Raw genomic sequence first — 23,481 nt, 5'->3', positions numbered from 1 at the left:
CAGAGAAATATCCGCGCGCACCGGGGCGCCCCTTCAGGAGGCCGAGAGGAGTCGGAGTTTCAGGGGTTGAGCGGCATGGATGCCGCGAGAGCGTCGTTGGGCCATGGATGGCCCGTCGACGCGGGCCCCTGAAACTTCGATGGAGCGAGGGAAGTCCGGCGAAGCCGGACCCGGATGATGGGGCAAAGACCTTTGGTTACTTTCTGTCGTTTGAGAAAGTGACTCGCCCGAGGGGGCGAAACAAAATCTCCCAACACACGCCGAAGCGACGCTGGACACCTAAACAAAAACCAAAATCCGCTCCTACGAAAGCAGCCCCCAGCGCGATCACACCGTAGGAGTGGACGTCCGTCCGCGATCCGCCTACCGGCTCGGTACGCCCCCGCTCCCTCACTCCTCGAACGCCTGCCGATACTCCCCCGGCGTCCCTCCCACCACCGAACGGAACCGGTTGGCGAAATGGCTCGCACTGGAAAATCCACAAGCCAAGGCAACCTGGGCGAGCGGCTGGCGGGTGTCGCGCAGCAGGCGCTGCGCCAGGGCCACGCGGCGGGCCAGGACGTATTGGTGCGGCGGCATGCCGAAGCTTTCCCGGAACATCCGCGCGAAGTGGTATTCCGAGAGCGCCGTCTGCATCGCCAGTTCACCCAGGGACAGCGGCTGGTCCAGGCGCTGTTCGATGTATTCCGCGACGCGTCGGCGCATCACCGGCGCCAACCCGCCCTTCAGGCGCAGCCCTTCACGCAACCCGACCTGATTGAGCAGCAGGTGATCGATCAGCTCATGAGCCAGGCTGCTGGTGCGGATACGTTCGCCCGGCTCATGCCAGTCCAGCTTCACCAACTGACGGAAGCGCGCCGCCTGTTGCGGGTCGTCGAGGAAGGTCCGCTCGTGCAGTTGCAGCTCGCGCGGTTCCCGGTCCAGCAGGCGGATGCAGCCCAGGGCGAACTGTTCCTGACCGATGTACAGGTGGGCCAGGCGGATGTCGCCGTTGACGATCCAGGCCGACTCGGAGCCGGCGGGCATCACGCACAGCTTGTCCGGCGCGCCCTTGCTACCCGGCGCGCCGCGGCGGAAGGTGCCGGTGCCATCGTTCAGGTAGCACGACAGCGTGTGGTGGCTGGGCGCGTGGTAGTCGCGGGCGTCGTGACTGTTGCTCCAGATGGCCGCCGACAGTCCGTCGCCCAGCTCGGCGCAACGCTCCAGGCGGGCGTTGGGCGAGGCGTTCATCGACTGGAAGACTTCGAGCTGTTGGATGGCGGACATGGGCGTTCCTCTGTTGTGCCCACTCTACCCGCGCGGGCGCGGGTTGCCAGCTGGCTTTTTAGTAATAAGCGCAAGAATCTGCAAGCCGGCGCCAGGGCCGGGCGGGAGACTGATTCCCCAGTACTCCGGAGACCGCCATGAATCTCTCGCTCTACCTGCTCACTGTGCTCATCTGGGGCACCACCTGGATCGCCATCAAACTGCAGGTCGGCGTGGTCGCCATTCCGTTGTCCATCGCCTATCGCTTCAGCCTGGCGGCGCTGGTGCTGTTCGCCCTGCTGCTGGTCTCGCGCCGCCTGCAACCGCTGGGACGGCGCGGCCAGGCGATCTGCCTGGCCCAGGGGCTGTGCCTGTTCTGCGTGAACTTCCTCTGCTTCTACACCGCCAGCCAGTGGATACCCAGCGGGCTGATCGCCGTGGTGTTCTCCACCGCCACCCTGTGGAATGCGCTCAATGCGCGGATCTTCTTCAAGCAGCGCATCGCGCCGAACGTGCTGGGCGGCGGCGCCCTGGGGCTGGTGGGGCTGGTGCTGCTGTTCTGGCCGGAACTGTCCAGCCATGGCGCCGGCCGCGAGACCTACTACGGCCTGAGCCTGGCCCTGGCTGGCACCCTGTGCTTCTCGGCGGGCAACCTGCTCTCCAGCCTGCAGCAGAAGGCCGGGCTGCGGCCGCTGTCGACCAACGCCTGGGGCATGCTCTACGGCTCGCTGATCCTGCTGGCGATCTGCCTGGTGCAGGGCGTGCCGCTGACCTTCGACAGCAGCACGCAGTACGTCGGTTCGCTGCTCTACCTGGCGATTCCCGGCTCGGTGATCGGCTTCACCGCCTACCTCACGCTGGTGGGGCGCATGGGGCCGGAGCGCGCGGCCTACTGCACCGTGCTGTTCCCGGTGGTGGCGTTGAACGTTTCGGCCTATGCCGAGGGGTATCAGTGGACGTTGCCGGCGCTGGCCGGCCTGGCGCTGGTGATGGCGGGCAACGTGCTGGTGTTCCGCAAGCCGAAGCCGCAGGTGACGGCGCAACCGGCGCGGGTATGAAGCGAGAAGGGCTGGAGATTTCCAGCCCTTTGCATTCTTGCTTGGTCAGAGCGACCTGGCGGCCTCATCTATAAGGGCGGTGACCTCCTGGGCCCGCGACGCCAGCGAGGCATGGCTGCTGTCGAGGGTGATGACCTTCCTCGGGTTCATGCGCGCGGACATGCGTTGCTGATTGGCGGGTGCGATCATCCGGTCCGCGCTGGAGACTTGATACCAGGACGGCTTGGCCTTCCAGGCCGGTGTGCTGAGCGTGTCGCCGAAGGTGCTGGCCAGCGGCGCCTTCTGCGTCACCGCCATCACCAGTGCCTCGTCGGCGCTCAGGTCCTGGCAGAAGCTTTCATGGAACTTGTCGGCCTTTATCCACAGGTAGCCGTCGCTGTCCGGTTCCAGGTTGGGCGCAGCTTCCGGCAGGTGCTCCTGGGTGATGCCGCCGGGGCTTTCACCGGCGTCCGGGGCGAAAGCCGCGATGTAGACCAGGCCCGCTACCTGCGGATGATTGCCGGCCTGGCTGATCACCGCGCCGCCGTAGGAGTGGCCGACCAGCAGGACGGGCCCCTTCTGCTGCGCGATCATTTTCGTCGTGCGTTCGACGTCGTTGGCCAGCGAGGTCAGCGGTAGCTCCACCGCGTGCAGGCCGGTGTGGCCCAGCCGTGTCAGTTCGACGATGACCTTGCTCCAGTGCGCGGCACCACCCCAGAAGCCGTGGACCAGGACGATGGTAGGCAATTCGCTCATAGGCTGCTCCTCAAGGGACGCCTGCCCGGCCGGGCAGGCGTGGTAAGGATAGGTGCGCTGCAGCGCGCAATGCGGCAGCCGGATGAGCGGTGGCGTCTGGGCTCAGCCCTTCCACACCTCTGGGTTGACCAGGTTCTTCGGCCGCTCGCCGCGCAGGGCGGTCTCGAAGTTCTCCAGCGCGCACTCGGCCATGGCACGGCGGGTGTCGAAGGTGGCGGAGCCGATGTGCGGCAGGGTCACGGCGTTGGGCAGGGCGAACAGCGGCGATTCGGCCAGCGGCTCCTTCTCGTAGACGTCCAGGCCGGCGGCGAGGATGCGTTTTTCCTGCAGCGCTTCCACCAGCGCGGCTTCGTCGATCACCTGGCCACGGGCAATGTTGACCAGGATGGCGCTCGGCTTCATCAGCTCCAGCTCGCGCTTGCCGATCAGCTTGCGGGTCTGCTCCGACAGCGGCACCACCACGCAGACGAAGTCCGCCTCGCCCAGCAGCTCCTCGAAGCCGCAGAAGCGCGCGCCCAGTTCCTGCTCCAGTTCCGGCTTGCGGCTGTTGCCGTGGTAGAGCACGTCCATGTTGAAGCCGAAGCGGCCACGGCGGGCGATGGCCGCGCCAATGCGGCCCAGGCCGAGGATGCCGAGCTTCCTGCCGTACACGTCGACGCCGAACTGCGGGGTATCCACGGTGCGCTTCCACTGGCCGGCCTTGGTCCAGGCGTCCAGCTCGGCGGTGCGCCGGGCGGTGGCCATGATCAGCGCGAAGCCCAGGTCCGCGGTGGTTTCGGTGAGTACGTCGGGGGTGTTGGTCAGCGGGATGCCGCGCTGGTTCAGGTAGGCGAGGTCGTAGTTGTCGTAGCCGACCGAGACGCTGGAGATCACTTCCAGCTGGCCGGCGTTGGCCAACTGCTTCTCGCCCAGCGGGCGGCCCACGCCGATCATGCCGTGGGTGGTCGGCAGGGAGGCGGCGAACTGTTCGTTCACGTCGCCCTGCTTGGGGTCGAGCACGGTGACGTTGAACTGGCTGCGCAGGCGGTCGAGGTGTTCCGGGGCAAGGCGGCTGAAGACGAAGACGTTCTTTTTCATGGCGCTCGGACGGCTGGTGAAATGAAGGGGGTAACCCTACCACCGTCAGGCCGGAGCGGGGCAAGGCCCACACGCGTGGCGGGCGCTTATCGAACGCTGGGATGGCTGTTGCCTTGGGGGAGGAGCGAGCTTGCTCGCGAACGGACTTCCCTGCGATCTCGGTGCCATGCGGTTCGCGAGCAAGCCCGCTCCTACAGGGAGTTTCCGGGCATTACGGAGCGGGAGAAGGAGGGTTGCGAGCAAGTTCGCTCACACCGGGGTAAGGAGTTACATCGAGCGAACTTGCCCGCAAACGCGGGAAAGCGGATCAGGGTGCGACGCTGGCGACACCCGCGCCGTCGGCCTGGAGCACGCCGGGCAGGTTTTCGCGCAGGTAGGCGACCCAGGTCTTGATCTTCGCGTCCAGGTACTGCCGCGACGGGTACAGCGCGTACACGTTCAATTGCTGCAGTTTGTAGCGCGGCAGCACCCGCACCAGCGAGCCGTCGCGCAGGCCGGCGACCGCCGAGTAGACGGGCAGGGCGCCGATGCCCATGCCGGAGCTGATTGCCTCGGTCATCGCATCGCCCACGTTCACCTGGAAGACCGACTGGCCAAGGGTAATCATTTCCTGGCCGTTGGGACCATCGAACAACCACCTGTCCAGGGGTAGTACTGGACTGATCAGGCGCAGGCAGTCGTGTTCGATCAGTTCCGAAGGCGTTTTCGGCGTGCCGCGCCGGGCCAGGTAATCGGGCGAGGCGCAGAGGATGCTGTAGGTTTCGCCGATACGCTGCGACACCAGGCCCGAGTCCGGCAGTTCCGAGGCGACCACGATGGCCACGTCGAAGCCTTCGTCGAGCAGGTCCGGCACGCGGTTGGCCATGGTCAGCTCGAAGGTCACCTCCGGATGCAACTGGCGGTACTCGGCGATGGCGCGGATTACGTAGTGCTGGCCGATGCCGGTCATCGAGTGCACGCGCAGGCGGCCGGCGGGGCGGGCGTGGGCGTCGCTGGCCTCGGCCTCGGCTTCTTCGACGTAGGCGAGGATCTGCTCGCAGCGCAGCAGGTAGCGCTGGCCGGCCTCGGTCAGGGCGATGCGCCGGGTGGTGCGGTTGAGCAGGCGTGCCTGGAGGTGCGATTCGAGGTTGGCCACCGCACGCGAAACATAGGCGGTGGTGGTGTTCAGCTGCTGCGCGGCGGCGGTGAAGCTGCCGGTTTCCGCGACGCAGACGAACGCTCGCATGGTCTGCAATGTGTCCATGGGGGCCTCGTCAGTGGGAGCGGCGTATTGTCACACGGATGGAAGGTTCTATTGTTTCATTATCGGTAACAAACAATCGCAAATCAGCCGTCTTATCCGTTCCCTTTCGCCTCCCTAAAATTCAATCGCCGCAATTGGCTCTGCCGGCATCTCCAAGCCCGGCCCCACGCTGAAAAGCTAGATCACTTCCAGGACCTCCACCGTGTCGCGTCACCTCATGAAAGGACTGACGTTCGTCGGCTCCTTTGTCATTTTTTCAACAATCGCCGGATGTATCAGCACCAATGGCATCGCCCCGCAGGAACAGCGCCTGGGCGATACCGAGCTGGCCACCGATGCCGCCATCGCGCACGCCAACCGGGAAGCCGGCTGGCCGGCGGAGCAGTGGTGGCGCGCCTATGGTGATCCGCAGTTGAATGCCTGGGTGAAGACCGCGCTGGAGGGCAGTCCGACCCTGGCCCAGGCCGAGGCGCGGGTGCGCATGGCGCTGTCCATGGCCGGCGTCGCCGAGTCCGCCGAGTCGCCGCAGATCAGTGCCGACGCCTCGCTGACCCGCCACCGCTGGCCGACCGACTACTTCTACGGTCCGGGTGACCTGGCCGACACCACTACCTTCAACAACAACGCCGCCCTGGGCTTCAGCTATTCGCTGGACCTCTGGGGCCGCGAGCGCAGCAACACCGAGCGCTACCTGGACATCGCCAAGATGACCGCCGCCGAGGCGCGCATGGCCCAGCTGGAGCTGGAGAGCAACATCGTCCGCGCCTATATCCAGCTGTCGCTGCAGTACGCCGAGCTGGACATCGGCAAGGCCATGCTCAAGCAGCAGCAGGACATCCTCGCCCTCGCCCAGCGCCGCCTGGCCGGCGGCATCGGCACCCATTTCGAAGTCAGCCAGGCGGAAACCCCGCTGCCGGAAACCGAACGCAAGATCGAGTCGGTGGACGAGGAAATCCAGCTGACCCGCAACCAGATCGCCGCCCTGGCCGGCAAGGGGCCTGGCGCCGGCGCCGCGATCCAGCGCCCGAGCCTGAAGCTCGCCGAAGGCCCTGGCCTGCCCAGCAAGTTGCCGATGGAACTGCTCGGCCACCGTCCGGACGTGGTCGCCAGCCGCTGGAAGGTCGCCGCGCAAGCCAAGGGTGTGGACGTCGCCCGCGCCGAGTTCTATCCCAACGTCGACCTGGTCGCCAGCATCGGCTACAGCGCGGTGGGCGGTGGTGTGCTGGAATTCCTCAACGCCGAGAAGTTCACCTACGGCGTCGGCCCGGCCGTCTCGCTGCCGATCTTCGACGGCGGCCGTCGTCGCTCGCAACTGGGCCAGGAATCGGCCGGCTACGACGCCGCCGTGGCGCAGTACAACCAGACCCTGGTCAACGCCCTCAAGGGCATCTCCGACCAGCTGATCCGCATGCACTCCATGGAGCTGCAGCAGGGCTTCGCCGAGAAGTCCGTGGCCTCTGCCCAGCGCACCTACGACATCGCCACCAAGGCCTACCGTGGCGGCCTGACCGATTACCTCAACGTGCTCAACGCGCAGACCCGCCTGTTCCAGCAGCAGCTGGTGGAACAGCAGGTGCGTGCCGCGCGCCTTTCCACCCATGCCGGCCTGGTGGTCGCTCTGGGCGGTGGCCTGATGGACGTCCAGGAAGGGCCGAGGGATTCGAAGATGGTCCCGGAGACCGTCGACGTCCGTGCGGTGAGCGAGCGCTGAGATGGCGGCGAATGACTACAGCGCCCATCCGCCGGCGCCGCTCGACGCCCTGCGTCGCGCACTGCTGGAGTGGGGGCGCAGCGACGGCGTCACCTGGATCTACATCGCCAAGGTGCTGCTCGCCGCGCTGCTGACCCTGTGGCTGGCGATGCGCCTGGAGCTGCCGCAACCGAGCACGGCGACCATCACCGTGTTCATCGTCATGCAGCCACAGAGCGGCCAGGTGTTCGCCAAGAGTTTCTACCGGATCATCGGCAGCCTGATCGGCCTGACCGTGATGGTGGCGCTGATCGCCATCTTCGCTCAGGAGCGGGTGCTGTTCCTGCTCGTCTCGGCGCTATGGATCGGCCTGTGCACCGTGGGCGCCGCGCGCTACCGCGACTTCCGCTCCTACGCCTGCATGCTGGCGGGCTACACCGCGACGCTGATCGGCCTGCCCGCCACCCTGCACCCTGAAGCCGCGTTCATGTCGGCGATCTGGCGGGTGCTGGAGATCTGTCTCGGCATCGTCTGTTCCACCGTGGTCAGCGCCACGTTGTTCCCGCAGACCTCCACCACCGCCATGCGCAGCGCGCTGTACCAGCGTTTCGGCGCCTTCGCCGGCTTCGTCCTGGACAACCTCGGCGGCGGCGAGCGGCCGAAGTTCGAAGCCGCCAACGTGGCCTTCGCCTCCCAGGCCGTGGGCCTGGAAGCGCTGCGCAGCGTCACCCGCTTCGAAGACCCGCACATGCGCCTGCGTTCGGGCCGCCTGTCGCGCCTGAACAACGAGTTCATGGTCGTCTCCACCCGCTACAACGCGTTGCACCAGTTGCTCGAGCGCCTGCGCGTGCAGGAAGCCGCAGCGGTGCTGCGCGCCTTGCAGCCCTGCCTGGACGAACTGGCCCAGGTGCTCGCGCCCTGGCGCGGCCAGTCGGTCACCGAGCGCGATGCCGAACGCCTCGCCGCGCAGCTGGAAAGCCACCGTTCGCGGATGATGCAGTGCATCCGTACGGGCCGTGGGCAACTGCTCGCCGAGCAGGATGACGCCGCCGCGCTGCTGGACTACAACACCGCCGGCGAGCTGCTCTACCGACTGGCCGACGACCTCTATAACTACGCCCTGACCCACGCCTCCCTGGCCGCCCACAAGCACGAGCGGGAGAACTGGAAGCACGGCTTCTCGCCCAAGGCCAACCTGGTCGCCTCGCTGGTGGCGGGCGGGCGTACCGCGCTGATGGTGCTGGTGTTCGGCCTATTCTGGATCGAGACCGCCTGGCCCAGCGGCAGCACCTTCGTACTCAACGCGGCCGCCGTCGCCGCGCTGGTCTCGGCGGCGCCGGACCCTGCGAAGCTGGCCATGCAGATGGCCGTGGGCACCTTCTTCGCGGCGATCCTCGGCTTCTCCGAAACCTTCTTCGTGTTCCCGCACCTGGACGGCTTCGCCCTGCTGGCCTTTGCCCTGGCGCCGGTGTTCGCGGTGGGCGCGTTCCTCTCGATCAAACCCCAGTACGCCGGCTACGGCCTGGGCCTGCTGGTGTTCTTCAGCTTCGGCGCGATCCCGGCCAACCTGACGGTCTACGATCCGGGCCGCATGCTCAACGAGTACATCGCCCTGGTGCTGTCGCAGAGCCTGGCTGCGGTGATCGTCGCGGTGATCATGCCGCCGACCAGCGCCTGGCTGTGGCGCCGCCTGGAGAATGAGTTGCGCCTGCGCGTGGTGGAAGCCATCAGCGGCAAGCTCGATGGCCTGGTGTCGTCCTTCGAGAGCGGCACCCGCGACCTGCTCAACCAGGCCTACGGCGCGGCCGCGCGCAGCCCGCAGATGCAGCGTCGCCTGTTGCGCTGGACCTTCGTGGTGCTGGAGATCGGCCATGCGGTCATCGAGTTGCGCGCTGAACAGGAAGCCCTGCCGAACGAGCCCTGCTACGCCGAGTCGACCCCCTGGCGCCAGTCGATCCGCGCCATGGGCCGTGCGCTGATCCGCCTGTTCGTCAAACCCAGCGAAGCCAACCGCGAGCGCGCCCTGGCCGCCGTGGAACAGGCCATCGACTGCGTGAAACACACCGACGAGCCGCGCGCCCCCGACTTCGAGAGTTCGCCCCTGCGCCGCGTGCTCAGCTACCTGCACTTCATCCGCAGCAGCCTGCTCGACCCGCAGTCGCCGCTGCGCGACAGCAAAACCTCTTCAGGAAAGACCCTCCATGTTGCCTGACCTGCCCCGCGAGATCGCGTTCCACGGGGTCTACATGCCGACCCTGACCCTGATGTTCATCGTTGCCGCGGTGATCTGCTGGGGCATAGACCGCATCTTCGCCTCCATCGGCCTGTACCGCTTCACCTGGCACCCGGCGCTGTTCCGCGTGTGCCTGTTCGCCTGCCTGTTCGGCGGCCTCTCCCTCACCATCTACAAGTAACGAGCGTGCATCCATGACCCTCAAATCCATCATCAGCCTGCTGGCGACCCTGATCATCCTGGCGGTCGCCGCGTTGATCGGCCGCGCCCTCTGGGTGAACTACATGGATACCCCCTGGACCCGCGACGGCCGGGTGCGCGCCGACATCATCAACGTCGCCGCCGACGTCTCCGGCGTGGTGGTGGACGTGCCGGTGCGCGACAACCAGCAGGTGAAGAAAGGCGACCTGCTGATGCAGATCGACCCGGACCACTACCAGATCGCGGTGAAGCAGGCCGAGGCCGCGGTAGCCTCGCGCAAGGCCACCCTGCAGATGCGCCAGCTCAATGCCAAGCGCCGCCGTGCGATGGACGAGGAAGTGGTGTCCCGCGAGAGCCTGGACGACGCCAGCAACACCGCCGCCGCCGCCGAGGCCGACTACCAGCAGGCCCTGGCCGCGCTGGACGCCGCCAAGCTGAACCTGGAACGCACCCAGGTGCGCGCCTCGGTGGACGGCTACGTGACCAACCTCAACGTGCACCGTGGCGACTACGCCCGCGTTGGCGAGGCGAAGATGGCCGTGGTGGACGAGAACTCCTACTGGATCTACGGCTACTTCGAGGAAACCAAGCTGCCGCACATCCAACTGGGCGATCCGGCCGAACTGCAACTGATGAGCGGCGAGCGCCTGAAGGGCCACGTCGAGAGCATCGCCCGCGCCATCTACGACCGCGACAACCCGGAAAGCCGCGAGCTGGTGGCCGACGTCAACCCGACCTTCAACTGGGTGCGCCTGGCCCAGCGCGTGCCGGTGCGCATCCATATCGACGAAGTGCCGGACGGCGTGCTGCTGGCAGCGGGTATCACCGCCACGGTGATCGTCAATCCGCAGACGCGCGATGCGGAGCATTCGGAAGGGGCGGCTGCGACGGTGCAGTGAGCTGATCCACTGGAAAAACGGGAGCTTCGGCTCCCGTTTTCAATGGGGCCCGTGCAGGCGATTGCTGGGCAGAGTGCCCTGGCTCTTCGTAGGAGCGAGCTTGCTCGCGAACAGCCCAGCTCCGGCGCCATGCGGTTCGCGAGCAAGCTCGCTCCTACAAAAGCTGTTCAGCCGCCAGTCTGTTCGCGCCGGCGGTTCTTGTAGCTCCCGCGAAGGTTCATCGCCGCCAGGCACAGCTGCAGCAGCACCAGCGCATAGGCCCTGGCCGGCAGACCCCAGGCGATCCACAAGGCATTGCTGGCGAGGAACACCCAGAAGCCCACCTTGCGTCGCTTGCGGTCGCGCGAGCCCACCAGCCAGGCGGCGAGGACGGTGACCAGCATGGCTGGCCATTGCAGCAGGTCGATCATCTCGTTCATGGGCGGTCGAACTCGGGGGATGTCCTGACTTCAGACCAGCCCCGGCGCGGCAAAGTGCGGGCGAACCGGGTAGCCGTCGAGCAGCGCGTTGGTCTGCTCCGGGTCGAGCGCGCCGTTGAACGGCACCCCCAGCGCCTGGCGGTGGATGCCGGTGGCGGCCAGCCAGAGGGTGTCGATGCGCGCGGCCAGCGCTCCGGGTACATCGGTCACCAGCGAGTCGCCGACGAACAGGATGTGCTGGGCACCACGCGCTTCCAGTTGCCGCTGGGCGATGCGGAAGGCCGATGGATCGGGCTTGCCGTACCAGTGCACGGTGCCGCCCTCTTCGGCGAAGGCCTCGGCCAGGCGGCCGGCGCCGAATACCGTCCTGCCGCCGGAGACCACCACGCGGTCCGGGTTGGCGCACAGGAACGGCTTGTCGGTGGCGCCGCGCAGCGGCGCGAAACGCGCCTCCAGCTCGTCCTGGGGGAAGCTGCCGACACCGAGAATCAGCGAGGCGGCGTGAAGGTCATCGCTGAAGCGTTCGCGGATTTCGTCGGGCCAGGTCGCCAGTGAGTCGACCACACCGACGGTATGGATGAGGCCGCGCTGGAGTTCGCGCTCATGGGTGAGGGCGTCGATGGCCAACTGGCCGGAGGTGGTGATGCCGCTGTAGAGATCGCGAGCAACGCCCAGATGCTCCAGGGTATCGGCCATCTCGTTGACGCTGCGCGAGGCATTGCTCAGGAACCACACCGGCTTGCCTTCGGCGGCGCGTCGGCGGAGCCAGGCGAGGGCGCCTGGGAATACGTCGAGGCCGTCGATCAGCACGCCCCAGAGGTCGAGCAGGAAGCCGTCGTAGTCGGCGCAGAAGGCGTCCAGCCCGGCGTGGTCGATGTAGCGGGTGTGGGTGACGGCGCTGAAGCGGGAGGAGGTCATGGCGGGCCTGGCGAGCGGATGGGAAAGTCTCCTAACCTACCGCACTCGCCGGCATTTGGCGTGAGTCGAAGTGGATCAGTGGCTGGGGTGCGGCGCGCGCGACTCGCTGAAGGTGCTGACCAGCCACTCCTTGAGGTGGCAGCTGGAGAGGGCGCTGGTGCTGCAGTCGCCGCTGGCCAGGGCCAGGCGCAGTTTGTTCACGTCGGCCTTCTGCACGTAGGCAATGGCGTCGGTCATGTCGTCTTCGGTGCCGAAGCCGCCTTCGGTCATTTCCTTCAGCGCGTCTTCCTTGCTCCAGCCCTGGACCACGGTGCGGTACATGGCCGCGAACAGGCCGGTGCGGTCACGCCCGTGCTTGCAGTGCATCAGCACCGGGCCCTGCTGCTCGGCCTGCTGGAGGATGCGCAGGACCTTCAGCACGTCGGCGTCATCGACGCGGTCGGCGTGGGTGGGGAAGCTCACCACATCGATCGGCTGCCCGCCGATCCAGGTCTTGTCGTCGTCCTTGATGAAGCTGACCACGGTCTTCACCTTGAGCTGCTGCAGTTCCGGCAGGTTCTGGCTGCCGGGCAGGGCGCTGCGGTACAGGGTCGGCGACATCTGGTAGAGGTTGAACGACTTGTCCACCGGCTTGGCCCAATCGGCCTGCGTCTCGCCAGTGGCGAAGGCGGGTAGGGTGGTCAGCGTGGCGATCAGGGCAACGACGCCGGCGGCGCCGCGCAGAATGCGGGGGAAGGACATGGGCACTCCTCGAAAGGTCCGCGCCACGATAGGTCGCGTCGAGTGGTGCCCGGATGAAATGGGTGTGAAAAATAAGTGAAGGGGCTCAGCGGGCGTCTTCGGGCAGGAAGCGCACCAGCACGCCAGGACGGAAGAACCACCAGAGGCTCAGCGGGTAGCACAGGTAGTTGAGGCCGTAGAGCAGCAGGGCGGCGGGACTGGGTGTGTTCTTCCAGGCCGCCAGTCCGACCAGGATCAGGTAGAGCACGGCCAGGCCACCCCCGTAGAGCGCGGTGAGCCGCCAGCGCTCGCCGGTCTGCGCCAGGCGCTTGTGCCGGCGGGCGAACCAGAAGGCCATGGCGGCGGCGATCAGCGCCGCCACCAGCAGGGTCGCCGGCACCCCGCCGACCCGCAACAGGCCGCGCGCCACCACGTTGAGGAAGAAGGCGGCGAGGATGCCGGCCAGAGCGAGGTAGCGGACCTGGTACGTCATCAGAGTTGTCCGTCGAGGCCGAAGCGTTTCTTCAGCACCTTGTCCAGCATGCCGCTGGGCAGCCAGCGGGCGATCAGCGGCAGGGCGCGGCTGCCGTGGCCGATGCGCACCAGGCGCGGGCGTGGCGAACGCTGTACGGCGGCGAGCAGTTCGCGGGCGAAGTCGCTGGCCGGGGTGGGCTTGTCCTGGGACGCGGCGGCGCGCGCCTGGATGAAGTTGCGTAGCGGCCACCAGGCGGAGTCCTCGCTGACCACTGCCGCCATCTCGCGGCTGGCGTTGGCGCCGAAGTTGGAGGCGATGGCGCCGGGCTGCACTTCCAGCACCTCGATGCCGAAGGGAGCGAGTTCCAGGCGCAGCGCTTCGTTCAGCGCATGCACCGCCGCCTTGGAGGCGCAGTAGGCGCCGGCGAAGGGCGTGACCAGCACACCGGACACGCTGCCGACGTTGACCACCAGCCCGCGTCGCGCCCGCAGTGCCGGGAATAGCGCACGGGTCAGGCCGACCACGGCGAACACGTTGGTCTCGAACTGCTTGCGGATTGCCTGGCTGCCGCCGTCCAGCAGCGGCCCCATGGCGCCGTAGCCGGCGTTGTTGACCAGCACGTCGAGGCCACCGGCTTCATGCTGCAGCTGTTCGGCGAGGCGCTCGACGGCGGGTTCGTCGTTGACGTCCAGCAGCACACCGCGCAAGCCTGCCTGGTCGAGGGCGGCGACGTCTTCGTCACGGCGGGCGGTGGCCCAGACCTGGTAGCCGGCGTTGCGGAAGGCATCGGCGAGGGCGCGGCCGATGCCGCTGGAGCATCCGGTGATGAGCGCGACGGGTTGGGGCATGGCGAGCGGTCCTTGGGCAATGGGCGGCACTAACGTACCGGATTGCGGCGGACGGGTGAATCATTTCGCTGGGCCGAAGGTTCGCGCCAGTCGGCGTGCGCTCTGCTCCAGCCGTTGCGTGGAAAGCTTGCCGTCCTCCAGTGCGCGCAAGGCGCAGGCCAGCGCGGGGTAGATCTTCTCGTCGTCATAGCTGACCAACAGCAGGTCGACGCCGGCGTTCAAGGCCTGCACCGTGGCATGGCACAGGCCCTGGTTGTAGGCGGCCGCCATGGTCAGGTCGTCGGTGATCAGCACGCCGTCGTGCCGCCAGCCTTCGCGGATGATCTTCTGCACCACGGTGGCCGAGAAGGACGCCGGGTTGCGTGCGTCCAGTTCGGTGACCTTCACGTGGCCCAGCATGATCAGCGCCTGGGTCTGCTGGGCGATCTGGCGGAATGGGCGCCAGTCAAAGGCCTGCAAGCGTCTGATGTCAGTCGTCAGGCTGGCGGAGAAGTGGTGGGTATCCTGCGGGACGTCCCCCAGCCCCGGGAAGTGCTTGAGGGTGGCGTGCACCCCGCTGTGTTCGAGTCCGCGGACATAGGCGAGGGCGACGTTGGTGGTCACTTGCGGATCGGCGGAGATCGCCCGCAACGTGACGGCGCTGTGGAAGTCCAGGCGTGAGCGCTGCGCGGGCTTGAGGTCCACCACCGGGCTGAAATCCAGGGTGACGCCCAGCTCGGCCAGCTCGCGGCCCTGGGTGGCGCCGTATTCGAAGGCGGCTGTCGCCAGGGCTTCCGGCGTGGAGTTGGCGTTCAGCAGCGCGGCCAGCGGTGGACGTCGCGGCAATGGCGGAGACAGCCGGGACACGATGCCACCCTCCTGGTCGGCGGCGATGATCAGCGGCGGCAATCCCGCTTCGCGCCGCAGCGCCTGCCATTGGCCGATCTGCTGGCGGAGGGCTTCGGCACTCTGCCCCTGGACGTTGCGGGCGGTGATGAACAGGCCGGCGACCAGTCCCTGGCGAATCAGCGGTTCGACGGTACGAGGGGCGCCGACACCGACGATGAAGTGTCCGCCGAGCGCTTGCAGGTTTGCGTTGCCACGCTCCAGGACCAGGGTCTTGTCGTCGAGCAGGCGGTAGTGGTTCCAGCCGGCCAGCAGCATCGCCAGCAACAGGGGAAGGCAACCGACCCAGCAGTACCAGCGCCGTCCTGACCCTAGCCAGATGAGGATGCCGATTGCGCAGACGGCCAGCAGGAGCGGCAGAGCGACGCCGCGTACCGGCAGCAGGTGAGGGTCCTGCAGGTTGGCGGCCAACACCAGCAGCAGAACGCCGATCAGCCAGCCCAGACCCACGAGGAGTCGTGTGCGAAGTGTCATGGGGTCCTTCCCGTGGGGGATGAAATCTCAGTTGCCGAATCGCCCGCTCACCCGCTCGGCGCGGAATTCCAGGGTGCTGGCGCGGTAGCCGGGGCGCAGCGGCGGCAGGGGCAGGCAGTCGCTCCAGGCATCGCCGGCGAGCAGCGCGCCGGGGCCGCGGTAGCGCGGGGATTCGTAGAGGTTTTCGGCCAGGTCGGTGGTGTCGCCGGGGCGGTAGGCGGCGACCTTCCAGCGCAGCTCCAGCAGGGGGCGGCTGGCGCCGTTCTTCAGACTGACGGCCAGCGGGCGGCCGGGTGGGCATTGCTCGGGCTGGTAGGCGATGCGCAGCTCCAGGTGTTGCAGTTGGCGGGTGTCGTTGCTGTCCTGCCAGATGGCGAGGGCGATCACTGCTGCCAGGCCGACCAGGCCGGCGCCGGAAATGGGCAGGGCACGGGAGGGGTAGCGGATCAGCAGGATGATCCAGGTGACGATCAGCAGGATGCCATACAGCATGGAGCGCTCCGTGGGGATTTGATGATTACCTTAGCAGGAGGTGGGGTGGGGCGGGTTGATGCAGAGCGGGGCGTGGCTCTTCGTGGGAGCGGACTTTGTCCGCGATGCTCTTTTAGGGCGGATGACGCTCAGGTGTTATCCGCCGTCTTGTTCTGTGTTTCTGCGCCGCCTCGGTGTGTGCTGATGTATTGGGTTTCGCCCCCTCGGGCGAGTCCCTTTTGTCAAACGACACAAAAGGAACCAAAAGGTCTTGCCCTGCATCCGGTTTTTCGCTTAGGCGAAAAATTCCCTCGTTACATCGAAGTTTCAGGGGCACGCCGCGAAGGGCCATCCCTGGCCCATCGCGGCTCTCGCGGCATCCATGCCGCTCAACCCCTGAAACTCCGATTCCACTCGGCCTCCTGAAGGGGCGCTCCGGTGCGTGCGAAAGTTTCTCTGGAAGTCTTCAAGAGCAAAGGCAGAGCGCTTTGTCCCGCGCTGGTCATGCTCTTGTAGAAGCGGACCTTGTCCGCGAGGGCTTAGCAGTGCACCCACGTAGCTGGGTGAACACCTGTAGGGCGAATAACGCGCAGCGTTATCCGCCTTGATGGATTTCGCTTCGCTCTACGCCATCCTACGAAGCGCCATCCAGCATGAAGCAGCCAAAGTTCCAGGCGCGCGCAGAGTCCCGTCAGGAGGCCGAGTGGAGGTATTGCGCAGAGGGGCGAGCGACATGGATGTCGCGAGAGGCGTAAAGGGCCAGGGACGGCCCTTGTACGCCGACCCTCGGAGCGATACCGGAGCGAGGGCAGTCCGGCGAAGCCGGACCCGGATGCCGGGACGGGCCCTTTTGGTTCCTTTTGGGGCCCAAAAGGGACTCGCCCGAGGGGGCGAAACAAGAAACATCCGAGCACGCCGAAGCGGCGCGGAAACACTCAACCCCAATACGGCGGATAAGGCAGAGGCGTTATCCGCCCTACGAAGAGCAAGATCATCGCGGACGAAGTCCGCTCCTACAGGGTGAGCCCCGTATGGCCTTTGCAGGAGCGGGCCAGGTCCTCGATGGGAGTATCAGTCCGCAGCGGAGTAATGGCGCACCCATAAAAAAGCCCCCGCACCAATCGGTGCAGGGGCGTTGGCGCCGATGAGGGAAGCGCCAGACTCAGCGGGCTACTGCACGCAGTGGCTCCACGTTCTCCGTGGTGCGCCCGTAGACGTCTTCCAGACGCTCGATGTCGTCTTCTCCCAGGTAGCTGCCTGATTGCACTTCGATGATTTCCAGCGGGATCTTGCCCGGGTTGGCCAGGCGGTGGACCGAGGCGATCGGGATGTAGGTGGATTGGTTCTCGGTGAGCAGGAAGGTCTTGTCGTCACAGGTCACCTGCGCGGTGCCGGATACCACGATCCAGTGCTCGGCGCGGTGGTGGTGCATCTGCAGCGACAGGCGTGCGCCGGGCTTCACGGTGATGTGCTTGACCTGGAAGCGGCCGCCCATGTCCACCGAGTCGTAGGAACCCCACGGACGGTAGACCTGGCAGTGGTTCTGGGTCTCGCTGCGACCGGCGGCGTCGAGCTGGTTGACCACCTTCTTGACGTCCTGCACGTGGTCCTTGTGGGCGATCATCATGGCGTCCTTGGTCTCGACGACCACGATGTCTTCAAGACCGACCACCGAGACCAGCTTGCCGTTGCCGTGCACCAGGCAGTTGTGGCTGTCGTGGACGACCACGTCGCCCATGGTGACGTTGCCATCGGCGTCTTTCTCGTGGACTTCCCAGATCGACGACCAGCTGCCGACGTCGTTCCAGCCGGCGGACAGCGGCACCACGCAGGCGCGGCGGGTCTTTTCCATCACGGCGTAGTCGATGGAGTTGTCCGGGCAGCACTCGAAGGTGGCGGCGTCGATGCTGATCAGTTCTCCGTCGTGCTGGCTGCGCTCCAGGGCCAGCAGGCAGGTGTCGTAGATGTCGGTGTCGTGCTTCTTGAGCTCTTCCAGGAAGCGGCTGGCGCGGAACAGGAACATGCCGCTGTTCCAGTAGTAGCCGCCTTCTTCGACGAACTGCTGGGCACGGGCTTCGTCGGGCTTCTCGATGAAGCGTTCGACGCGGATCACGCCTTCCGGCAGGCCGCGCTCGTCACCGGACTTGATGTAGCCGTAGCCGGTTTCCGGACGGGTGGCGGGGACGCCGAAGAGCACCATTTCGCCTTTTTCGGCGGCGTTGGTGGCCAGGGCGAGGGCGCGCTGGAAGGCACGCTGGTCCTCGATCACGTGGTCGGCGGGGAGGATCAGCAGCAGTTCGTCACGGCCTTCTGCGATCAGTTTCATGGCGGCGATCGCAACCGCCGGCGCGGTATTGCGGCCGAAGGGCTCGAGCAGGATCGCCTGGGTCTTGAGCTGCAGCGCTTCGAGCTGTTCCTGGACGATGAAACGGTGCTCCTGGTTGCTGACTACCACCGGGGGTTCCATGCCTTCGAAGGCCAGACGCTCCAGGGTCTGCTGGAACAGCGTGTGGTCGCCGGTGAGGGCGAGGAACTGTTTGGGGTACTGCTTGCGGGAAAGAGGCCAGAGTCGCGAGCCGCTGCCACCGGAAAGGATTACTGGGATCATGTGGATTCTCCTAAAGCGTTCATGCGTACTGTTTGCCGCGCCGCGTCATGCAGCCCGGCGTGCCTTGTGGGTGACCTCTCCTGTGCGTGCCGGAGTGGCGGCGCACCGATGCTTCTGCCGGCGTAGGACCGGTCTCGTTGTTGGGAGGGAGGCGCTTCACGAGCGCCTCACCCCGGCCCGCTCCCAGGGGGAGGGGGAGGCAGTGGGTGCCGGCGGGAGATGTGCAGTCTCGGCCGCACTCCGTATGGGAGTGGCAGGGCAGTGGCCGCCGGCTCATGGGATCAGTCCACCTTCACCGGGCGCTTGACCCAGACCGGGTTGAGCTTGCCGCCCTCGCCGGTGACGTAGAGGCAGACCACTTCGCCGCGCTCGAGGGTGACGGGCTTGAGGTCGCTGACCTTCTTCGCACCGTCGTACAGCGCGAGGTTTACTTTCACCGGGTTGATCTCGCGGTCGCCGTGGCTTTGCGGAGCGACGTTGGCAACCACGTCGGTCTTGCCGTCAGCGGTTTTCAGGGTCAGGGCCTGGCCGCTCAGGTTCTGTACGCGGACCAGGGCTTTCTGCTTGTTCTTGAACGGCGGCTCGGGCACCAGGCGCGGCTGCCCGCCGGGTTGGCTGACGAGGGTGTAGTAGGCGTCCGGATCGAGTTTCACCGGCAGGTTCTGGCTGCCGACCTTGGCGGTGTAGTTGCCCGCCGGGAGGAACTTGAAGTCGCTGGAACCCAGCGGCGAGACGTCGTTCAGGGTGGCGTTGCCGACCGCGACGTTCAGCTCGGAGCTGCCGGCGTTGTAGGCCCGCACGAAGGCCGAACCCTTGGGCGCCTGTGGCCCGTAGAGTGCGCCTTCACCGCCGGCGAAAGCACCGAAGGATGCGGCGCCCAGGGCGAGGGCCAGTGCGGACGACTTCAGGGTGCGAATGGTCAGTCGGTTCATGGGGTTGTACCTCCGTCTTTCTCTCTTGTAGGGGCATGGGTGATGCCCTGTCGCGGCGCTCAGTGCGCCGTTGGGTTGCCTGCCTGGTTGGCGGCCAGGCGTTCGTCTCGGTTGCCTTCCGCGCGCAGCTGCGCCACCCAGTCCGGGTTGAACTGGCTGAGGTCGCTGTGCATCGGCAGGTAGCGTTCGGGGAATTCCCAGACCAGCAGTTGCGCCGGCTTCTGCTTGAAGCCTTCGTCCTGCAGGAGTTCGAGCATCGGTTCCAGAGGGCCCTTGCCCTCCTTCGCGTAGTTGATGACATCCGCCGACAGCGCCTGCTTGAGGGCGCCGGCGAAGTTCCAGCGCGGGTTGGCGCTGTAGCTGGTGCCGACCAGGGCGACCTGCGGCTGGGCGCTGTCGCCGAAGAGGTCGCCAGCGCCGCTGTTGTCGGAGCCGGCTGCGGCTTCCTCGGCCGGATGGGTCTGGCGCTGCTCGAGCTGGTCTTCCGGCGGCAGCAGGTTGCTGAACAGCGGGTCCAGCGGCAGGAAGGTGAGCAGGTCGCCCTTGTGTGGGCCGCTCTTGCCGGCTTCGGTGATGAAGGTCTGGCTCGGCAGGTCGGCGCCCTGGCCGGCGCGGATGCTTTCGCCCAGGCGCTGGGCCACGGCTTCGGCGCCCAGCGGCGTCCAGTGGGTATCGGTGCGCAGGAAGACCTGGCCGTTGTCCTTGGCCTTCTCCATCGTTTCCAGCAGCTCGGGCGCGGCCATGCCGGCCTGGCGGGCGCGCTGCAGGAAGTCCTGGTAGAGCGAGGCGTGCAGCGCCGCCGGTTGTTCCTTGCCGAGGAATTCGGGGTAGAGGCGGGTCTTGGCCGGGATGATCGCCAGAACCAGTTTCACGCCACGGCGCTCCAGCTCCTGCTGCACGCCGCGCACCAGCGCCCAGTTGTCATCCAGCTGCTGCTGGGTAGGGGCGGGCTTGAATTCCTCGTCGGTGAACAGCCAGCCGTCCTTGCCCAGCACCACGCCCGGACGACCTTCCTCGAAGACGGTGTAGTCCAGCGCGGCCCAGAGGTTGGTGCCCAGGCGCTTGATCGGGAACTGGTCGTCGTAGTGGCCTTCGAAGGCGTGGGCCAGCTTGCCGTTGAGCACGGTGGTGCCCTCGGCGGCGGAGAAGCTGGGGAAGGCCTTCAGCGACAGGCCTGCCAGGCCCAGCAGCATCCCGCCGAACACGGCGATGTAGGTGTACTGCAGGGGTTTGCTGAGAGTGGGATGTGTAGTCGGTTGCATGATCCGGCCTCGCTCAGAACTGGAAGTAGAGGAACGGCGAGTAGCTCTGCGCCGAGAGCTTGAGCACCGAGGCGGCGAACAGCAGGAGCAGGGCGATGCGGGTCGCCAGCACCGGCAGCTGGGTCATCCAGTGCTGCGTGTAGACGGCAGCGCCACTGGGCGAGTAGGCGATGGCCGCCGGGTCGTCCTGGGCTGCCGCCGGGGTGCGCGGCTGGGCGCTGGCCGGGCCGTCGGCCTGGACCTCGTCGGATTTCGCCGCGGCCTTGGGCGCCTTGCTCTGCAGCGGCTGGCTGTAGAACTGGCGGATGCCGAAGAAGGCCAGGACGATGTAGGCGATCACCAGGGTGCCGACCTGCAGGCCAGTGAGGCTGGCGCGGTTCAGCTCGGAAAGCTTCCAGTCGCCGAAGCTGAACATGGCCTCGTACATGCGCCAGGCCACATGCAGGTTCTCGGCGCGGAAGATCACCCAGCCGACGATCACCAGCAGGAAGGTGAACACCCACTTCAGCGGGTTGAGTACGTGGGGCGCGGCGTTCACGCCCAGAGCGCGCTCGATGGCCAGCCACACGCCGTGCCAGGCGCCCCAGATGATGTAGGTGACGTTGGCGCCGTGCCACAGGCCGCCCAGCAGCATGGTGAGGAACAGGTTGCGATAGGTCTGGAAGGTGGTGCCGCGGTTGCCGCCCAGGCTGATGTACAGGTAGTCGCGCAGCCAGGTGGACAGGCTGATGTGCCAGCGCCGCCAGAACTCGGTAATGGACTGGCTGATGTAGGGCTGGTTGAAGTTCTCCATGAAGCGGAAGCCCATCATCAGGCCCAGGCCGATGGCCATGTCGCTGTAGCCGGAGAAGTCGAAGTACAGCTGCGCGGTGTAGGCCAGGGCGCCGAGCCAGGCGTCACCTGTGGTCGGGTCCTGCAGGGCGAAGCAGTGGTCCGCCACCGCCGCCAGGGTGTCGGCGATGAACACCTTCTTGACGAAGCCCTGCATGAAGCGGGTGCAGCCTTCGGCGAACTTGTCGACGGTGTGGGTGCGGTGGTTGAACTGGTCCACCAGGTCGCGGAAGCGCAGCACGGGGCCGGCGATCAGGTGCGGGAAGATCGCCACGAAGGCCGCGAAGTCGATCAGGTTGTGCGTGGCCGGGGTATCGCCGCGGTACACGTCGATGATGTAGCTGATCGATTCGAAGGTGTAGAAGCTGATGCCGATGGGCAGCAGGATGTGGGTCAGCACGAAGGGCTGCATGCCCATCGAGGTGATGAGCTGGTTGAGGCTGTCGACGCCGAAGTTGGCGTACTTGAAGTAGCCCAGCACGCAGAGGTCGACCACCACGCCGAGGATCAACCAGCGCTGCGCAGCCTTGGTGCGCACGCCGGCCGCGCCGATGCGCAGGCCGATCCAGTAGTTGAACAGCGTCACGCCGGCGAACAGCGCCAGGAAGTCCACCCGCCACCATGCGTAGAAGACGTAGCTGGCCACCAGCAACAGGAGGTTGTGGTAGCGGTTCCCGCTCAGGTAGTACAGGCCGAGAAATATCGGCAGGAACAGGAACAGGAACACGTTGGAAGAAAAGACCATTCCGCGTCTCTCTCTGGAGCTTCAAACCTAAGGTCGCTCCAGCCCTTCCGGCGTCTCTCGACGCCCTGAGGAAAGGCCGGGACAACCCGCCATTTCCTCCCCTGGTGTTGCTTAATCTCTTGCGCCCGCCCACGTCTTTGTCGCGTGGGTCGGGTGGATGTCCTTGCCGATATTTCGGCGTAGGGGTTCCCTCACCCAGGCCTTCTCCCAAAAGGAGAGGGGGTATCCGTGCTGGCGGGGATGCTCATGCCCACCGGCTGATTGGGTGCCGCCCGATCGCTCGGACAGTTCCCGCTCCCTTGGGGGAGAGGGTTAGGGTGACGGACCTTTCAAGTCGGACCTCTCGTCGTCACGGAGAGGCTGGGGTGGGTCGCTGCTTCAGCTCCCCGCCCCCTGTCGGTTGAAAACCTTGGTCACTTCACCCCCCAGGCGGAAGCTGTTGAAGGGTTCCATCTTCTTCTTCCAGTCCTGGGTCTTCGGGGCGCAGCTGTAGAGTGCGCAGTAGGGTTCCAGCCAGGCGAACTTGCTGTTGTCCTTCAGGTCGTCCATGTCCTGGTCCTTGCCAGTCTTCTCATCGAACTGGTCCTGGTCGTCCACGCCTTGCATCACGCGGTTGGCCAGGCGTTGCAGGGCGCCGTTGTTCTCCTGGCGCAGGTCGACGCCATTCACCTGGGCGAAGGCGGCGATCATGGTCAGCGGTGGCAGCGAGTAGTTGTGGTACGACAGGGCGCGCTGATTGCGCTTGAGTTCGTTGGGCAGGTAGCCGTCGTTGTCCACCTGGTTGGCGGCGACCTTGAATTCCTGCACGGACCAGTCGAACAGGTCGCGGCGGTTGGTCACCACGGCGGTGGACATCACCGACCAGGCGGCCCAGTAGGAGTGGTTGTTGATCTGCTTGAGCGGCAGGTCGCTCCAGTCGCGCACCACCTGGCTGCCCAGGGTGCTGAACCAGCTCTCGATGGTTTTCGCCTGCTCGGCGTAGGCCGACAGCGGGCGGCTGCTGGAGAACTTCAAGCGCATGTAGGACGACGACAGGCTGCCGAGGGCCCATTTGCGCATGGACTTGCCGGTGTGGTTGAAGTCGGTGCTTTCCAGCGCGCCGGCCTCGGCCCAGGCTTCCAGCCAGTTCATTGCGCAGTCCAGGTCGCCCTTGTTGCCGCTGCGCATGTACTTGGTGATGAGCTTGGCGGTGCCGCGCTCCATCTCGGTGATGTCCTTGATCTGGGTGCGGAACTTCTTCTCCGCATCGGCATTGAGTGTCGAGCGCGAGGAGTCCGAGCCCTCGTACTTGCTGGTGAACTGCAGGCTGCCGGTGTAGGGCGTGGGGATGGCCGGGCAGCTGTCCGAATCCTTCTTGCTGCCTTTTTCACCGACGGCGGAGAAGTAACCCGGCGGCGGCACGAGGTCGGCGGCGTGACCGATCCTGGGAAACAGGGGGCCGCCGAACAACGCGCCGACCACGGCGACGGTCAGGCCGACTCGGGCCACGATGGGTGTCTTGATCTTTCGTAG

21 protein-coding genes are annotated in these 23,481 nt (G+C 66.4%); 5 read left to right on the top strand and 16 right to left on the bottom strand.

What is annotated here, in order from left to right:
• Positions 1-390: 390 nt before the first annotated feature.
• The gene (locus O6P39_RS21640; RefSeq protein WP_275608466.1) at positions 391-1,266 is read right to left on the bottom strand and encodes an AraC family transcriptional regulator; all 876 of its coding nucleotides are present in this window, start codon (positions 1,264-1,266) and stop codon (positions 391-393) included.
• Between the two features lie 137 nt (positions 1,267-1,403).
• Between O6P39_RS21640 and O6P39_RS21635 the strand changes: the two genes are divergently transcribed.
• Positions 1,404-2,303, top strand: coding sequence for a DMT family transporter (locus tag O6P39_RS21635; protein WP_275608465.1), 900 nt, complete (start codon positions 1,404-1,406; stop codon positions 2,301-2,303).
• Between the two features lie 45 nt (positions 2,304-2,348).
• On the opposite strand, the gene O6P39_RS21630 is transcribed toward O6P39_RS21635, so the two are convergent.
• From O6P39_RS21630 to O6P39_RS21620, 3 genes are all read right to left on the bottom strand, one after another.
• On the bottom strand, positions 2,349-3,038 hold the full coding sequence (locus tag O6P39_RS21630; protein ID WP_275608464.1) for an alpha/beta hydrolase: 690 nt from the start codon (positions 3,036-3,038) through the stop codon (positions 2,349-2,351).
• Positions 3,039-3,140: 102 nt separating this feature from the next.
• Positions 3,141-4,115 carry a D-glycerate dehydrogenase gene (locus tag O6P39_RS21625; protein WP_275608463.1) on the bottom strand — a complete coding sequence of 325 codons (975 nt, stop codon included), beginning with the start codon at positions 4,113-4,115 and terminating at the stop codon, positions 3,141-3,143.
• Positions 4,116-4,422: 307 nt separating this feature from the next.
• On the bottom strand, positions 4,423-5,358 hold the full coding sequence (locus tag O6P39_RS21620) for a LysR family transcriptional regulator (protein ID WP_275608462.1): 936 nt from the start codon (positions 5,356-5,358) through the stop codon (positions 4,423-4,425).
• A 217-nt stretch (positions 5,359-5,575) separates the two neighbouring features.
• Between O6P39_RS21620 and O6P39_RS21615 the strand changes: the two genes are divergently transcribed.
• From O6P39_RS21615 to O6P39_RS21600, 4 genes are read left to right on the top strand one after another with little or no spacing between them, the layout of a single operon-like run.
• A complete protein-coding gene (locus O6P39_RS21615; RefSeq protein WP_275612005.1) occupies positions 5,576-7,069 on the top strand; it encodes an efflux transporter outer membrane subunit in 1,494 nt (497 codons plus the stop codon).
• Between the two features lies 1 nt (position 7,070).
• A complete protein-coding gene (locus tag O6P39_RS21610; protein WP_275608461.1) occupies positions 7,071-9,260 on the top strand; it encodes an FUSC family protein in 2,190 nt (729 codons plus the stop codon).
• Between the two features lies 1 nt (position 9,261).
• On the top strand, positions 9,262-9,462 hold the full coding sequence (locus O6P39_RS21605) for a DUF1656 domain-containing protein (protein WP_152228250.1): 201 nt from the start codon (positions 9,262-9,264) through the stop codon (positions 9,460-9,462).
• A 13-nt stretch (positions 9,463-9,475) separates the two neighbouring features.
• Entirely contained in the window at positions 9,476-10,381 is a 906-nt protein-coding gene (locus O6P39_RS21600; RefSeq protein ID WP_275608460.1) for an HlyD family secretion protein, read from the top strand.
• A gap of 167 nt (positions 10,382-10,548) precedes the next feature.
• Here the strand turns inward: O6P39_RS21600 and O6P39_RS21595 are convergent, their stop codons facing one another.
• The 12 genes from O6P39_RS21595 to O6P39_RS21540 all read right to left on the bottom strand — a co-directional run bounded on the left by O6P39_RS21595 (position 10,549) and on the right by O6P39_RS21540 (position 23,472).
• Positions 10,549-10,791 carry a hypothetical protein gene (locus O6P39_RS21595; protein ID WP_275612004.1) on the bottom strand — a complete coding sequence of 81 codons (243 nt, stop codon included), beginning with the start codon at positions 10,789-10,791 and terminating at the stop codon, positions 10,549-10,551.
• Positions 10,792-10,830: 39 nt separating this feature from the next.
• Complete coding sequence (locus O6P39_RS21590) at positions 10,831-11,718, bottom strand: TIGR01459 family HAD-type hydrolase (RefSeq protein ID WP_275608459.1); 888 nt, start codon at positions 11,716-11,718, stop codon at positions 10,831-10,833.
• A gap of 75 nt (positions 11,719-11,793) precedes the next feature.
• Positions 11,794-12,459, bottom strand: coding sequence for a dual specificity protein phosphatase family protein (locus O6P39_RS21585; protein WP_275608458.1), 666 nt, complete (start codon positions 12,457-12,459; stop codon positions 11,794-11,796).
• Between the two features lie 85 nt (positions 12,460-12,544).
• Positions 12,545-12,931 carry a hypothetical protein gene (locus O6P39_RS21580; RefSeq protein ID WP_275608457.1) on the bottom strand — a complete coding sequence of 129 codons (387 nt, stop codon included), beginning with the start codon at positions 12,929-12,931 and terminating at the stop codon, positions 12,545-12,547.
• The gene (locus tag O6P39_RS21575; RefSeq protein ID WP_275608456.1) at positions 12,931-13,761 is read right to left on the bottom strand and encodes an SDR family oxidoreductase; all 831 of its coding nucleotides are present in this window, start codon (positions 13,759-13,761) and stop codon (positions 12,931-12,933) included. The genes O6P39_RS21580 and O6P39_RS21575 overlap by 1 nt, the downstream gene beginning before the upstream one ends.
• 60 nt (positions 13,762-13,821) lie before the next feature.
• Complete coding sequence (locus O6P39_RS21570) at positions 13,822-15,120, bottom strand: glycoside hydrolase family 3 N-terminal domain-containing protein (protein WP_275608455.1); 1,299 nt, start codon at positions 15,118-15,120, stop codon at positions 13,822-13,824.
• A 27-nt stretch (positions 15,121-15,147) separates the two neighbouring features.
• Positions 15,148-15,612 (bottom strand): multidrug transporter, encoded by a 465-nt coding sequence (locus tag O6P39_RS21565; RefSeq protein WP_275608454.1) that lies wholly within the window; start codon positions 15,610-15,612, stop codon positions 15,148-15,150.
• Between the two features lie 1,141 nt (positions 15,613-16,753).
• On the bottom strand, positions 16,754-18,199 hold the full coding sequence (locus O6P39_RS21560) for a mannose-1-phosphate guanylyltransferase/mannose-6-phosphate isomerase (protein ID WP_275608453.1): 1,446 nt from the start codon (positions 18,197-18,199) through the stop codon (positions 16,754-16,756).
• Between the two features lie 281 nt (positions 18,200-18,480).
• Entirely contained in the window at positions 18,481-19,131 is a 651-nt protein-coding gene (gene algF / locus O6P39_RS21555; protein ID WP_275608452.1) for an alginate O-acetyltransferase AlgF, read from the bottom strand.
• Between the two features lie 59 nt (positions 19,132-19,190).
• Positions 19,191-20,393, bottom strand: coding sequence for an alginate O-acetyltransferase (locus tag O6P39_RS21550; RefSeq protein ID WP_275608451.1), 1,203 nt, complete (start codon positions 20,391-20,393; stop codon positions 19,191-19,193).
• Positions 20,394-20,406: 13 nt separating this feature from the next.
• Complete coding sequence (locus O6P39_RS21545; RefSeq protein WP_275608450.1) at positions 20,407-21,969, bottom strand: MBOAT family protein; 1,563 nt, start codon at positions 21,967-21,969, stop codon at positions 20,407-20,409.
• Positions 21,970-22,347: 378 nt separating this feature from the next.
• Positions 22,348-23,472 (bottom strand): mannuronate-specific alginate lyase, encoded by a 1,125-nt coding sequence (locus O6P39_RS21540; protein ID WP_275612003.1) that lies wholly within the window; start codon positions 23,470-23,472, stop codon positions 22,348-22,350.
• Positions 23,473-23,481: the final 9 nt, after the last annotated feature.

This window comes from Pseudomonas sp. PSE14 (genome assembly GCF_029203285.1).
Classification (GTDB): Bacteria; Pseudomonadota; Gammaproteobacteria; order Pseudomonadales; family Pseudomonadaceae; genus Pseudomonas.
This window is presented reverse-complemented; position numbering and strand designations above follow the sequence as displayed.

Excerpts from the sequence above, each read along its gene's own strand:
- O6P39_RS21640 (WP_275608466.1), bottom strand. The coding sequence starts at position 1,266 with ATGTCCGCCATCCAACAGCTCGAAGTCTTCCAGTCGATGAACGCCTCG.
- O6P39_RS21635 (WP_275608465.1), top strand. The coding sequence starts at position 1,404 with ATGAATCTCTCGCTCTACCTGCTCACTGTGCTCATCTGGGGCACCACC.
- O6P39_RS21630 (WP_275608464.1), bottom strand. The coding sequence starts at position 3,038 with ATGAGCGAATTGCCTACCATCGTCCTGGTCCACGGCTTCTGGGGTGGT.
- O6P39_RS21625 (WP_275608463.1), bottom strand. The coding sequence starts at position 4,115 with ATGAAAAAGAACGTCTTCGTCTTCAGCCGCCTTGCCCCGGAACACCTC.
- O6P39_RS21620 (WP_275608462.1), bottom strand. The coding sequence starts at position 5,358 with ATGGACACATTGCAGACCATGCGAGCGTTCGTCTGCGTCGCGGAAACC.
- O6P39_RS21615 (WP_275612005.1), top strand. The coding sequence starts at position 5,576 with ATGAAAGGACTGACGTTCGTCGGCTCCTTTGTCATTTTTTCAACAATC.
- O6P39_RS21610 (WP_275608461.1), top strand. The coding sequence starts at position 7,071 with ATGGCGGCGAATGACTACAGCGCCCATCCGCCGGCGCCGCTCGACGCC.
- O6P39_RS21600 (WP_275608460.1), top strand. The coding sequence starts at position 9,476 with ATGACCCTCAAATCCATCATCAGCCTGCTGGCGACCCTGATCATCCTG.
- O6P39_RS21595 (WP_275612004.1), bottom strand. The coding sequence starts at position 10,791 with ATGATCGACCTGCTGCAATGGCCAGCCATGCTGGTCACCGTCCTCGCC.
- O6P39_RS21590 (WP_275608459.1), bottom strand. The coding sequence starts at position 11,718 with ATGACCTCCTCCCGCTTCAGCGCCGTCACCCACACCCGCTACATCGAC.
- O6P39_RS21585 (WP_275608458.1), bottom strand. The coding sequence starts at position 12,459 with ATGTCCTTCCCCCGCATTCTGCGCGGCGCCGCCGGCGTCGTTGCCCTG.
- O6P39_RS21580 (WP_275608457.1), bottom strand. The coding sequence starts at position 12,931 with ATGACGTACCAGGTCCGCTACCTCGCTCTGGCCGGCATCCTCGCCGCC.
- O6P39_RS21575 (WP_275608456.1), bottom strand. The coding sequence starts at position 13,761 with ATGCCCCAACCCGTCGCGCTCATCACCGGATGCTCCAGCGGCATCGGC.
- O6P39_RS21570 (WP_275608455.1), bottom strand. The coding sequence starts at position 15,120 with ATGACACTTCGCACACGACTCCTCGTGGGTCTGGGCTGGCTGATCGGC.
- O6P39_RS21565 (WP_275608454.1), bottom strand. The coding sequence starts at position 15,612 with ATGCTGTATGGCATCCTGCTGATCGTCACCTGGATCATCCTGCTGATC.
- O6P39_RS21560 (WP_275608453.1), bottom strand. The coding sequence starts at position 18,199 with ATGATCCCAGTAATCCTTTCCGGTGGCAGCGGCTCGCGACTCTGGCCT.
- algF (WP_275608452.1), bottom strand. The coding sequence starts at position 19,131 with ATGAACCGACTGACCATTCGCACCCTGAAGTCGTCCGCACTGGCCCTC.
- O6P39_RS21550 (WP_275608451.1), bottom strand. The coding sequence starts at position 20,393 with ATGCAACCGACTACACATCCCACTCTCAGCAAACCCCTGCAGTACACC.
- O6P39_RS21545 (WP_275608450.1), bottom strand. The coding sequence starts at position 21,969 with ATGGTCTTTTCTTCCAACGTGTTCCTGTTCCTGTTCCTGCCGATATTT.